Source organism: Micromonospora sp. WMMD1128 (assembly GCF_027497235.1).
Classification (GTDB): domain Bacteria; phylum Actinomycetota; class Actinomycetes; order Mycobacteriales; family Micromonosporaceae; genus Micromonospora.
In genome coordinates, this window is the sequence record NZ_CP114902.1 from 4,810,848 (window position 1) to 4,822,935 (window position 12,088).

Consider the following 12,088-nt stretch of genomic DNA (forward strand, 5'->3'; position numbering starts at 1 on the left):
GGATTCCGGGGGTGACGGGGCCCGGCGGGAGCGGCACACTGGGCGGGTGTCCGCTCTGGTATCCCTCACCCGCCGCCTCGGTCACCAGCAGTGGTTCGCCACCACCATGCGCGTGCTCGTCCCCGCCGACCGGCTGATCGGCCGGATGACGAAGGGTCGGGTGGTCGCGTTCGGCCTGGTGCCCACGCTGGTGCTCACTTCCACCGGCCGCCGCTCCGGCAAGCCCCGCAGCAATCCCCTGCTCTACGTCCCCGACGGCGACGCCTACGTGGTGATCGGCTCGAACTGGGGGCAGCGGCACCACCCGTCGTGGACGTTCAACCTGCTGGCCCAGCCGGCCGCCGAGGTGGACGTCAGGGGGCGCCGGATCCCGGTGCGCGCCGAGCAGGTCGTCGGCGCGGACCGCGACCGCCTGTTCGACCGCCTGGTGCAGGAGTGGCCGGCCTACCGCACGTACGTCCAACGGGCCGCCGGCCGTGAGATCAAGGTCTTCCGCCTGACCCCGACCCCCTGATCCCGCCCAAGATCCGCGCAGATTCACGGAAAGCGTGGTCATTCCGCGTCCCGTACGCACTCTTTCCGTGAATCAGCGGGCGAGGGGGTGGGGGCGGTCAGCTCAGGGTGCCGCCTACGCCGATCAGGGCGCCGATCAGGTATGTCGCGCCGGCGGCCAGCGCGCCGAGCAGCAACTGCCGCAGGCCGCTCGTCAACCAGGACCGGTAGGTGAAGCGGGCCACGACCGCCCCGGCGACGAAGAGTCCCACCCCGCCGACGCCGAGCGCCAGCCACAGGCTGGTGAAGCCGAGCAGGTAGGACATCAGTGGCACCAGGGCGCCGATCGAGAAGCAGACGAACGACGAGATCGCCGCCGCCCAGGGGCTGGGCTGGTCGTCCGGGTCGACGCCCAACTCCTCCCGGACGTGGACGCGCAGCGCCTCCTCCGGGTTGCGCCGGACCGCCTCGGCGACCTGGGTGGCCAGGTCGCGGGGCAGGCCGCGGGCGACCCAGGCGTCGGCCAGCTCGCGGGCCTCCGCCTCCGGGTGCCGTTCCAGCTCGCGCCGCTCCTTGGCGACCTCGGCGGCGACCTGCTCGTTTGCCGAGCGGACGCTCGTGTACTCGCCCAGGCCCATCGAGATGGCGCCGGCCACCAGGCCGGCCGTGCCGGTCAGCACGATGCTGTGCGGGGACACCCCGCCGCCGCCGACGCCGGCGATCAGGGCGATGTTGGTGACCAGCCCGTCCATCGCGCCGAAGACCGCCGGCCGCAGCCAGCCGCCGGACACGTCCGCGTGGTGCGCTTCGCGCAGCGCCGCCGGGGTCTCGGTCACGGCAGGGTCAGGATCTCGTAGCCACCGTCGGTCACGACGATGGTGTGCTCGAACTGCGCCGTCCACTTCCGGTCCTTGGTGACCACGGTCCAGCCGTCGTCCCACATGTCGTACTGGTGGGTGCCGATGGTGATCATCGGCTCGATGGTGAACGTCATGCCGGGTTCCATCACGTCGGTGGGGCGCGGGCTGTCGTAGTGCGGCACGTAGAGGCCGCTGTGGAACGCCTCCCCGATGCCGTGGCCGGTGAAGTCGCGGACCACGCCGTAGCCGAACCGCTTGGCGTACGACTCGATCACCCGGCCGATGACGTTGATCTGCCGGCCGGGGGCGACCGCCTTGATGCCGCGCATCATCGCCGTGTGGGTCCGCTCGACGAGCAACCGCGCCTCCTCGCCCACCTCGCCCACGCAGAAGGTGGCGTCCGTGTCGCCGTGCACCCCGTCGAGGTACGCGGTGACATCGACGTTGATGATGTCGCCGTCGCGCAGCTCGGTCGAGTCCGGGATGCCGTGGCAGATCACCTCGTTGACGCTGGTGCAGCAGGACTTGGGGAAGCCCCGGTAGCCGAGCGTCGACGGGTAGGCGCCGTGGTCGCAGAGGAACTCGTGCACCACCCGGTCGATCTCGTCGGTGGTCACCCCCGGTTTGCAGTGCTCGCCGGCGAGCTGGGTGGCCCGGGCCGCGAGCCGGCCGGCCACCCGCATCTTCTCGATCGTCTCCGGGGTCTGCACGTGCGAGCCACGCCACTCCTGCGGGCGCTTCTTGCCCACGTACTCCGGGCGCGGAATGTGGGCGGGGACCGCCCGCCACGGGGAGAGCGTGCCTGGGGTCAGCGGCGCACGGACGGTCATGCCGCAAGCCTATCGCCGGACCCCGCGGTGACCCCCGCCACGGCCCTCCCGGGCAGGTTGTTGCCGGGGCGCAAGCACTGTGCCATTGTTGCTGCGTGGATCAAGGGGGCGCACCGCCCGTCTTCTCGGTGACGGCGGAGGGCGACGGGGACCGGCTTCGCGTCCTGGTGACCGGCGAGGTCGACATGGCGACCGCCGACACCATGTTCCAGACCGCGCTGCGCGAGCCCGCCAACCAGCTCACGCTCGACCTGCGGGCAGTCACGTTCTTCGACTCGGCCGCCATCCACGCGGTGGTCCGGCTCTCCCAGCGGTTCCCGGCCGCGCTCACCGTGCTGCCGTCCCGGCAGGTCCGACGGGTGCTGGAGATCTCCGGCCTGGGCGAGCAGGGCTGGCTCGCCGACAGCTAGCCGGTAGGAATCGGGCTCAGACGCCGAGGCCGGCTGCGGTTCGCATGCCACCCAAAGGTATAGGCCGAGCTATAGTTGGCCTATGCCTCACGGCCCCGCCCGTCGTTGGGCGATCAGAACCACAGGCGACGTGCGCGACTGGTTGCGTTCGCTTCGTCAGACCGATCCGGCGACCTACCGGTCGGTCAACGTAGCGATCGACATGCTCGCGGAGACCGGTCCGGGCCTGGGGCGTCCGTTGGTGGACACGCTCAGGGGGTCGAGCATCGGAAATCTCAAGGAGCTGCGACCGAGATCTGGGCGGGACGTCGCCATTCGGGTTCTGTTCGTCTTTGATCCCTGGTCGCAGGCGGTGCTGTTGGTGGCTGGCAACAAGGCTGGCGACTGGTCTCGATGGTACGAGGAAGCGATCCCGGTCGCCGAGGTCGCGTACGAGGGCTGGCTCGCCTTTGAGAGGAAGCGGAGGGAGGGCTGATGAGCGACTTCCATGATTGGGACGACATCCGTGCCGAGTTGCACGACGGGGACGACGACGCGCTCGATGTGGAGCGCGCCCGCACCGAGGCGTGGGTCAGCGCGTTCCACCTGGCCGAGGAGCGTAAGCGTCTCGGGCTCACCCAGCGGGAGGTTGCCGCATTGATGGGGGTCACGCCCGGCCGGGTCAGCCAGATCGAGAACGGCGACTTGGAGGCCAACGAGGTTGCGACCCTGGGCCGGTACGCGCGAGCGCTGGGCGCCCGCATGCGGATCATCTTTGACTACGGCAGCGATCTACGTCAGATCGCCTGATCCTTCCCGTTCGCGTGGGGACACGTCGTGGACTACCCGTCCGTCAACCGGCGGCGCAGGGTCAACTCGGTGCCGTCGGAAGTGCGGGTCACGCTCATCTCCCCGAGCGCCTGGATCAGCGCCAGCCCACGGCCGCGGAACGCCGACCCGCTCGACTCCCGCCACCGGCCGCTGTCCCGGACCGTGGCGGTCACCACGCGGTCGGCGATGGTGACCTCGACGTCGATGACCGGATCGACCGGGTCGACCGGATGCTCGATCGCGTTCGCCGCGGCCTCGGAGACCGCCACCGTGAGGTCGAACAGGTCGGTCTCGCCGACCTCGTGGGCGACGAGGAAGTCCTCCAACCGCTTGCGCAGCACGCTGAGCCGGGTCGGGTCGGCCGGCAGCCGCAACGCGAAGCGGTTCAGCTCGGCCGCCTCCAGCGCGAGCACCGCCACGTCGTCGTGCCGGGGCCGCCCGGCGACCCGTTCCACCACCGCGTCCACCAGGTCGGCGACGTGCGCGCCGCGTGCGGTCGCGTCGACCCGCAACTGGTCGAGCCCGACGTCGATGCCACCCTCCCGGTCCTCGATCAGGCCGTCGGTGTAGAGCAGCAGCCGGCCGCCGGGGGCGAGTTCACCGTCGACGGTCGGGTAGGTGACGCCGGGGATCGCCCCGATCGGCGGCCCGAGGGCCCGATCGTGCAGGAAGGCCACGTCCTCTCCTCGGATCAGCAGGGGCGACGGATGACCCGCGCTGGCGTACCGGAGCTCGCCGGTGCGTGGGCAGAAACGGAGGCAGACCACGGTGGCGAAGGAGCCGCCGCCGGTGGAGTGGACCAGCCGGTTGAGCCGGGTCAGCGCCTCCCCCGGGTCGTAGCCCTCCAGGACGTACGCCCGCAGCGCGTTGCGGAGCTGCCCCATCGCGGCGGCGGCCCGCACGCCCTTGCCGACCACGTCGCCGATGACAAGCACCAGGTCGTCCTCGGGGGTGCCCATCACGTCGTACCAGTCGCCGCCGACCTCGACCTCGGCGCTGCCGGGCAGGTAGCGGCTGGCCACCACCGCGCCGGGCAACTGCGGCAGGGTACGCGGCAGCAGGCTGTGCTGGAGCGTGGTGGCGATCCGGTGCTCGGCCTCGTAGAGCTGGGCGTTCTCCAGCCGTACCCCGACCAGCCGGGCCAGCTCGGTGAGCGCCGTGCCCTCGGCGCCGCCGCCCTCGCGACGCCACACCCGCAACTCGCCGAGCCGCTCACCGGTGGTGCCGGTGAGCGGCAGCACCACGGACGGCTCGGCGGGCAGGTCCTCGCCGGTGTCCTCCTCGTGCCGGGCGCCGGTGGCGACGACGAGCACCCGGCCCGCCTCGGCCAGGCCGAGCGCGTGCCGCGCGGCCACCCGCACCACCTCGGCGGTGGACCGGGCGGTGTTGACCGCCACCGCGGCGTCGGCGAGTGACCGCAGCCGGCGGACGATCTGCCCGCGGAGCTGGCCCAGTTCCACGTTGGCCCGGACCCGGGCGATCAGTTCCTGGCTGGAGAACGGCTTGGTGAGGTAGTCGTCCGCGCCGGCCGAGAGACCGGCGACCTCCTCCGCGGCGCCGGCCCGGGCGGAGAGCAGCACGATCGGCACGCCCCGGGTGAGCGGGTTGGCGCGCAGCGCGGCGACCAGCCCGAAGCCGTCCATCCGGGGCATCATCACGTCGGTCAGCACCAGGTCGAACGAGGTGTCCACGGCCAGCCGCAGCGCCTCCACGCCGTCCGGCACGGCCACCACCTGGTACGCCGGGGAGAGCAGCCGGCTGACGTGCTCGCGCAGGTCGGGGTTGTCGTCGGCGACCAGGATCCGGCCGGCGCCCCCGGACGTGCCGGACGGCGCGGGCAGCCCGGTGGGCCGGGCCACCTCGTCGGTCCAGAGCGCCGTCTCGGCGACGTGGAGCCGGGCCTGCTCCGGCTCGCCCAGCGGCGCCGTGGCGAGCGCGGACACCCGTTCGGCGGGCAGGTGCGCGTAGCCGAACGGCACCGTCACGGTGAACGTGGTGCCGCCCTCGACGACGCTGCGCGCGGTCACCGTGCCGCCGTGCATCTCGACCAGCTCCCGCACCAGCGCGAGCCCGATCCCGGTGCCCTCGTAGGTGCGGGAACGGGCGCCTGCGACCCGGTGGAACCGTTCGAAGACCTGCGGCAGTTCCTCCGGCGCGATGCCGACCCCGGTGTCGGTCACCTCCAGCACGGCGGCCCCGTCGGCGGCGCGTACCCGGACCCGGATCTCGCCGTCGAAGGTGAACTTCACCGCGTTCGACACCAGGTTGAGGACGATCTTCTCCCACATGTCCCGGTCGACGTAGACCGGCGCGGGCAGCGGCGGGCAGTCGACCACCAGGCGCAGCCCGGCCCGGTCGGTGGCCGAACGGAACGTGCTCGCCAGCCGCGCGGTGTAGTCGGCCAGGTCGGTGGGCTGGTAGCGGGCGGCCAGCCGGCCGGACTCCAGCCGGGAGAAGTCGAGCACGGTGTTGACCAGCTTGAGCAGGCGCAGCCCGTTACGGTGCATGACGGTCAGCCGCTCGATGTAGCGGTCGGGCAGCTCGCGGTCGGCGAGAATGTCCTCGATCGGCCCGAGGACAAGCGTGAGCGGGGTGCGGAACTCGTGGCTGACGTTGGCGAAGAAGTTGGTCTTGGCGCGGTCCAGCGCGGCCAGCTCGGCGGCGCGGGCGCGTTCCTGGTCGTACGCCCGCTGCTTGCCCACGGCGCGGGAGACCTGCGCGGCGACCAGGTCGACGAAGTCCCGGTAGTCGTCGCCGAACGGCAACCGGCGGGACACCCCGAGCAGGAGCGCGCCGGCCGGCTCGTGGGTGGCGGTCAGCGGCAGCAGCAGCGCCTGGTCGGCGGCGTCCGGCGGCACCGCGCCGGGCAGGTCGGCGGTGGCGATCCAGCGCGGCGCGGTCAGCGGCTCGCCGGCGGGCGGGCCGGGCCAGCCGGCGACCACGGCCGGGTCGACGCCGGAGCAGCCGGCCAGCGCCGGGGCGCCGTCGGCGTCGACGAGCCACATCGCGCTGAACGGCACGTCGGCGCGGTGCGCGTCGAGCACCCGGGCCACCGCCCGGCCCAGTTCGAGCGTGCTCGGCACGTCGCCCAGCTCGTTGCCCAGCTCGGCCAGGGTCCGCAGCCGGCGCTCGCCGAGCACCCGGCCGGTGGTCTCGTTGACGAAGCAGAAGATCCCGTTGACGGTGCCGTCGGCCTCGCGGATCGGGTCGTACGAGACGTCGAAGTAGACGTCCTCCAGGAAGCCGTGGCGGTTGAGCACGAACGGGTGGTTCTCGCCGCGGTAGGGCACGCCGGAGCCGCGTACGCCGTCCAGCAGCGGGCCGAGGACGTCCCAGGTCTCCGGCCAGTGCAGCCGGGCGGACTGCCCGATGACGGCCGGGTGCTTCGCACCGATGGTGGGCCGGTAGGCGTCGTTGTAGAAGGCCAGGTGCTCCTCGCCCCAGAACACCACCATCTGGGCGCGGGACGCCAGCATGGTGCTCAACGCGTGGCAGAGCGCGGCGGGCCAGTTGTCAGGAGTGCCGAGGCGGGTGGCGGACCAGTCGAAACCGCGCAGCAGCCCGCCCATCTCGCCGCCGGCGGCGAACGCGGCGGTCAGCAACGGTGGGAGTGCCTCGCCGGCCACCGGGGATGAACCGAAATCCCCGCCCCCCTGGGCCGAGCCCATGCAGCCTCCCGCTCCGGCCAAGTTCACGACGGCCGGCGCGTCCACGCCGACCGTCCCCGCCTACTACCCCGACGGAGGAGCAACGTAACGCACACGAGCCGACGGGCGCTGGTTACCTCCGGCTCATCCTGTCGTAACCGGCGGGCAGGGGCGAGCCGGGCCGGGCCGCAGGTCGGCCGACTGTGACATGGCCGACATCACGGCCCGGCCGCCGGCTCACAGCGGCGTCACGTACGCGCCGGTGATGCCGCCGTCGACGACGAACTGCGCGGCGGTCATGAACGAGGCGTCGTCGCTCGCGAGGAACGCCACCGCGGCGGCGATCTCGGTCGGGTCGCCGAACCGGCCCATCGGCACGTGCACCAGCCGGCGGGCGGCCCGCTCCGGGTCCTCGGCGAACAGCTCCAGCAGCAGCGGGGTGGCGACCGGGCCGGGGCAGAGCGCGTTGACCCGGATGCCTTCGCGGGCGAACTGCACGCCCAGCTCCCGGGTCATCGCCAGCACCCCGCCCTTGCTCGCCGTGTACGCGATCTGCGACGTGGCCGCGCCCATCAGCGCCACGAACGACGCGGTGTTGATGATCGAGCCCTTGCCCTGCCGCCGCATGTGCGGGATGACGTGCTTGCAGCACAGGTAGACGCTCGTGGTGTTGACCCGCAGCACCCGCTCCCAGGCGTCCAGCCCGGTCTCCAGGATCGAGTCGTCGTCCGGCGGGGAGATGCCGGCGTTGTGGAACGACACGTCCACCCGGCCGTGCCGGTCCACCACGCCGTCGAAGAGGTCACGGACCGCCGTCTCGTCGGCCACGTCGGCGGCGACGAACTCCCCGCCCACCTCCTGCGCCGCCCGGGTGCCGGCGTCGGCGTCGATGTCCACGCAGACCACCCGCGCCCCCTCGGCGGCGAAGCGCCGCACGGTGGCCAGCCCGATGCCGCTGCCCGCGCCGGTCACCACGGCCACCCGGTCCTGAAGCCGTCCCTGCACTGTGATCACTCCTCGGTGCCGATGAACACGTTCTTGACGTCGGTGAAGGCGTGCAGCGCGTCCGGACCCAACTCCCGGCCGAGGCCGGAGCGTTTCATCCCGCCGAACGGGGTCCAGTAGCGCACCGAGGAGTGCGAGTTGACGCTGAGGTTGCCCGCCTCGACCGCCCGTGCCACCCGGACCGCCCGGCCCACGTCCCGGGTCCAGATCGAGCCGGAGAGCCCGTACTCGGTGTCGTTCGCCAGCCGGATCGCGTCCGCCTCGTCGTCGAACGGGAGCACCGAGACGACCGGGCCGAAGATCTCCTCCCGCCAGTGCCGGTCCGCCGGCGATTCGGCGAGCAGCACCGTCGGGGCGTACCAGAAGCCGGGGCCGTCGGGCCGGGAGCCGGTGTACGCGACGGGCGCGCCGTCGACGTACCCGGCGACCCGGTCCCGGTGCGCTGCGGAGATCAGCGGGCCCATCTCGGCGGTCTCCCGGGCCGGGTCCTCCACCCGGAACGCCCGCACCGCCGGTTCGAGCAGTTCCAGGAAGCGGTCGTACACCTGGCGCTGGACCAGGATCCGGGAGCGGGCGCAGCAGTCCTGGCCGGCGTTGTCGAAGACCGCGGACGGCGCGCTGGCCGCCGCCTTTTCCAGGTCGGCGTCGGCGAAGACGACGTTCGCCGACTTGCCGCCCAACTCCAGCGTCACCCGTTTCACCTGCCCGGCGGCGCCGGCCATGATCCGGGTGCCGACCTCGGTGGAGCCGGTGAAGCAGATCTTGCGGACCGCCGGGTGGGTGACGAACCGCTCGCCGACCACGCTGCCCGGCCCGGGCAGCACGGTGAACACGCCCTCCGGCAGCCCGGCGTCCCGGGCCAGCTCGGCCAGGCGCAGCGCGGTGAGCGGGGTCAGCTCGGCCGGTTTGAGCACCACCGTGTTGCCGGCGGCGAGCGCCGGGGCGAGACCCCAGCCGGCGATCGGCATCGGGAAGTTCCACGGCACGATCACGCCGACCACGCCAAGCGGCTCGTGGAACGTGACGTCGAGCCCGCCGGGCACCGGGATCTGGTGCCCGGTCAGCCGCTCCGGCGCGCCCGCGTAGTAGTCGAGCACGTCCCGGACGTTGCCGGCCTCCCAGCGCGCGTTGCCGATGGTGTGGCCGGCGTTGCGCACCTCAAGCAGCGCCAGCTCCTCCCGGTGCGCGTCCACCTCGGCCGCGAACCGCCGCAGCAGGCGGGCCCGGTCGCCCGGCGCCACCGCCCGCCACCGCTCGAACGCGGCTGCGGCCCGCCCGATCGCCGCGTCCACGTCCGCCACCGACGCGGACGGCACCTCCCCCAGCGACTCCCCGCTGACCGGCGAGATCACCTCACCCACGCGCTTCCCCTCCCACCGCCGGTTGGACAGCTCAGAGCCGCTCGAAGCCCCGGACCAACTCCCAGTCGGTGACCGCGGCGTCGAAGGCGGACAGCTCGACCTTCGCGTTGTTGGCGTAGTGCGCCACCACCTCGTCCCCGAACGCCTCCGGGGCGACCGTCGAGCCCTGCCACAGGTCGAGCGCGTCGCGCAGGGTCGCCGGAACGCGCTCGGCGGCCGGGTCGTCGTACGCGTTGCCGGTGCACTCGTCCGGCAGCTCCAACTCGTGTTCGATGCCGTGCACCGCGCCGGCCACCAGCGCGGCGATGGCCAGGTACGGGTTGACGTCCGCGCCGGGCACCCGGTTCTCCACCCGCATCCCCTGCCCGTGCCCGACCAGCCGCAGCGCGCAGGTGCGGTTGTCGGTGCCCCAGCGCAGCGCGGTCGGCGCGAACGAGCCCGGCTGGTAGCGCTTGTAGGAGTTGATGTTCGGCGCGAACATCAGGCTGAACTCGCGCATCGTGGCGAGCAACCCGGCCAGCACCCGCTGCCCGGTCACGCTCAGGTGCGCCGGCCCGTCGCCGAGCATCGCCGACTCCCCCGCGGCGTCCCGCAGCGAGAAGTGGATGTGGCAGGAGTTGCCCTCCCGCGCGTTCGGCTTCGCCATGAACGTGATCGCCATGCCCTCCTGGGCGGCGATCTCCTTCGCCCCGTTCTTGTAGATCACGTGGTGGTCGGCGCAGGCCACCGCCTCGTCGTAGCGGAAGGCGATCTCGTGCTGGCCGAGGTTGCACTCGCCCTTCGCGCTCTCCGGCGTCAACCCGGCGCCGGCCATCTCGGTGCGGATGCGGCGCAGCAGCGGCTCCACCCGGGCGGTGCCGAGCAGCGAGTAGTCGACGTTGTACTGGTTGGCCGGCGTCAGGTCGCGGTAGCCGCGCCGCCACGCCTCCTCGTACGAGTCGCGGTAGAGCACGAACTCCAGCTCGGTGCCGGCGTACGCGGTCAGCCCGTGCGCGGCCAGCCGGTCGAGCTGCCGGCGCAGGATCTGCCGGGGCGAGGCGACCACCGGGCTGGAGCCGTCCAGCCACTCCAGGTCGGCCAGCACCATCGCGGAGCCCGGCTGCCACGGCGTCCGGCGCAGCGTGTCCAGGTCGGGGCGCATGGCGAAGTCACCGTAGCCGCGTTCCCAGCTCGACATCGCGTACCCGTCCACGGTGTTCATGTCCACGTCCACGGCGAGCAGGTAGTTGCAGCCCTCGCTGCCGTTGGCCACCACCTGGTCGAGGAAGAACGGCGCGTGGATCCGTTTGCCCTGGAGGCGGCCCTGCATGTCGGTGAGGGCGAGCACCACCGTGTCGATCTCGCCCTCGGCGACGGCGACCCGCAACTGCTCCAGCGAGAACGGCGTTCTACTCATCAGGGGCCTCCATGACCAAGGTCTACTGGCAAACCGGATCACCGTCAATGCCCCGGTGGGACCGGGGGTGAAACTCCAGGAGGACACATGCGTGGTCGGATCGTCGCGGCCGTCGTCGCCGTCCTCGCGCTCGGGCTGGGCGCCACCGACGCCCGCGCCGACCGGCAGCCCACCGCCGCCCCGGACCACCCGGCCGCCGCGCCGCAACCGCAGCCGGACCTGGTCGACCTGCGCCCGGCCGGCTTCGCCCGGCACACCGCCCGACCGCCGACGGTCGGCTACGACCTGACCGACCCGCAGGTGGTCGCCACCGGGCTGGAGGTGCCGTGGGGGCTGGACTTCCTGCCCGACGGCAGCGCCCTGGTCGCCCAGCGGGACCGGGGCACCATCCTGCGGGTACGCCCCGGGCGCCCGGCCCGGCAGGTGGCCCGCCTCGCCGACGTGGTCGCCGGCGGCGAGGCGGGCCTGCTCGGGCTCGCGGTCTCCCCCACCTACCGCCGCGACGCGCTGGTGTACGCCGCCTACACGACCGCCACCGACATCCGTGTCGTCCGGTTCCGGCTGGCCGCGACGCCCGTCCCGCAGGTGCTGCTCAGCGGCATCCCCCGGGCCACCTTCCACGACGGCGGGCGGATCGCGTTCGGCCCCGACGGGCTGCTCTACGTCGGCGTCGGCGACGCCGGGGTGAGCGCCCGCGCGCAGGACCTGACCAGCCGCAACGGCAAGATCCTGCGGATCCGGCCGGACGGCGGGACGCCCGCCGACAACCCGTTCCCCGGCTCCCCGGTCTACAGCTACGGCCACCGCAACGTGCAGGGCCTCGCCTGGGACCGGCACGGCCGGCTGTTCGCCACCGAGTTCGGGCAGAACACCTGGGACGAGGTGAACCGGATCGTGCCCGGCGGCAACTACGGCTGGCCGATCGTCGAGGGCGTCGCCGGCGACCCACGCTTCCGCGACCCGGTCGTCGTGTGGACGCCCGCGCAGGCGTCACCGAGCGGCGCCGCGTTCGCCCGGGGCACGCTCTACGTGGCCGCGCTGCGCGGCACCCGGCTCTGGACGGTGCCGGTGGACGCCACCGGCGCGGTCGGCGTACCGGTGGCGGAGCTGGTCGGGACGTACGGCCGCCTGCGTACCGTCGAGGTCGCCCCGGACGGCGCGCTCTGGGTGACCACGAGCAACCGCGAGCCGCGCGGCGTCCCGCCGGCGGCCGACGACGACCGCATCCTCCGCTTCCCGCTCACCCACCGCCAGCCCCCACCCTGACCCCTGGGGTA

At 72.9% G+C, this 12,088-nt stretch carries 11 protein-coding genes; 5 read left to right on the forward strand and 6 right to left on the reverse strand.

The window, feature by feature from the left end:
- Positions 1 to 46 precede the first annotated feature (46 nt).
- Positions 47 to 514 carry a nitroreductase family deazaflavin-dependent oxidoreductase gene (locus O7602_RS21350; protein ID WP_281584397.1) on the forward strand — a complete coding sequence of 156 codons (468 nt, stop codon included), beginning with the start codon at positions 47 to 49 and terminating at the stop codon, positions 512 to 514.
- A 97-nt stretch (positions 515 to 611) separates the two neighbouring features.
- Here the strand turns inward: O7602_RS21350 and O7602_RS21355 are convergent, their stop codons facing one another.
- Both O7602_RS21355 and map read right to left on the reverse strand, forming a co-directional pair.
- The gene (locus tag O7602_RS21355) at positions 612 to 1,328 is read right to left on the reverse strand and encodes a VIT1/CCC1 transporter family protein (RefSeq protein WP_281584398.1); all 717 of its coding nucleotides are present in this window, start codon (positions 1,326 to 1,328) and stop codon (positions 612 to 614) included.
- A complete protein-coding gene (map, locus tag O7602_RS21360) occupies positions 1,325 to 2,182 on the reverse strand; it encodes a type I methionyl aminopeptidase (RefSeq protein ID WP_281584399.1) in 858 nt (285 codons plus the stop codon). Before map ends, O7602_RS21355 begins: the two co-directional genes overlap by 4 nt.
- A gap of 95 nt (positions 2,183 to 2,277) precedes the next feature.
- Between map and O7602_RS21365 the strand changes: the two genes are divergently transcribed.
- The 3 genes from O7602_RS21365 (at position 2,278) to O7602_RS21375 (ending at position 3,381) form a co-directional block, all read left to right on the forward strand.
- Positions 2,278 to 2,592, forward strand: coding sequence for an STAS domain-containing protein (locus O7602_RS21365; RefSeq protein WP_281584400.1), 315 nt, complete (start codon positions 2,278 to 2,280; stop codon positions 2,590 to 2,592).
- An 82-nt stretch (positions 2,593 to 2,674) separates the two neighbouring features.
- Entirely contained in the window at positions 2,675 to 3,067 is a 393-nt protein-coding gene (locus tag O7602_RS21370; RefSeq protein ID WP_281584401.1) for a type II toxin-antitoxin system RelE/ParE family toxin, read from the forward strand.
- The gene (locus tag O7602_RS21375) at positions 3,067 to 3,381 is read left to right on the forward strand and encodes a helix-turn-helix transcriptional regulator (RefSeq protein ID WP_281584402.1); all 315 of its coding nucleotides are present in this window, start codon (positions 3,067 to 3,069) and stop codon (positions 3,379 to 3,381) included. The genes O7602_RS21370 and O7602_RS21375 overlap by 1 nt, the downstream gene beginning before the upstream one ends.
- Positions 3,382 to 3,413: 32 nt before the next feature.
- Here O7602_RS21375 and O7602_RS21380 read toward each other — a convergent pair whose 3' ends face one another.
- The 4 genes from O7602_RS21380 to O7602_RS21395 all read right to left on the reverse strand — a co-directional run bounded on the left by O7602_RS21380 (position 3,414) and on the right by O7602_RS21395 (position 10,811).
- Positions 3,414 to 7,070, reverse strand: a complete 3,657-nt coding sequence (locus O7602_RS21380) for a SpoIIE family protein phosphatase (RefSeq protein WP_281584403.1) — start codon at positions 7,068 to 7,070, stop codon at positions 3,414 to 3,416.
- A 216-nt stretch (positions 7,071 to 7,286) separates the two neighbouring features.
- Positions 7,287 to 8,054: a 3-oxoacyl-ACP reductase gene (locus O7602_RS21385; RefSeq protein ID WP_281584404.1), complete on the reverse strand. Its 768-nt coding sequence runs from the start codon at positions 8,052 to 8,054 to the stop codon at positions 7,287 to 7,289.
- 5 nt (positions 8,055 to 8,059) lie between these two features.
- Positions 8,060 to 9,415 carry an aldehyde dehydrogenase family protein gene (locus tag O7602_RS21390; RefSeq protein ID WP_281584405.1) on the reverse strand — a complete coding sequence of 452 codons (1,356 nt, stop codon included), beginning with the start codon at positions 9,413 to 9,415 and terminating at the stop codon, positions 8,060 to 8,062.
- A 31-nt stretch (positions 9,416 to 9,446) separates the two neighbouring features.
- The gene (locus tag O7602_RS21395; RefSeq protein ID WP_281584406.1) at positions 9,447 to 10,811 is read right to left on the reverse strand and encodes a glutamine synthetase family protein; all 1,365 of its coding nucleotides are present in this window, start codon (positions 10,809 to 10,811) and stop codon (positions 9,447 to 9,449) included.
- Positions 10,812 to 10,898: 87 nt separating this feature from the next.
- On the opposite strand from O7602_RS21395, the gene O7602_RS21400 reads away from it, so the two are divergent.
- Entirely contained in the window at positions 10,899 to 12,077 is a 1,179-nt protein-coding gene (locus O7602_RS21400) for a PQQ-dependent sugar dehydrogenase (protein ID WP_281584407.1), read from the forward strand.
- Positions 12,078 to 12,088: the final 11 nt, after the last annotated feature.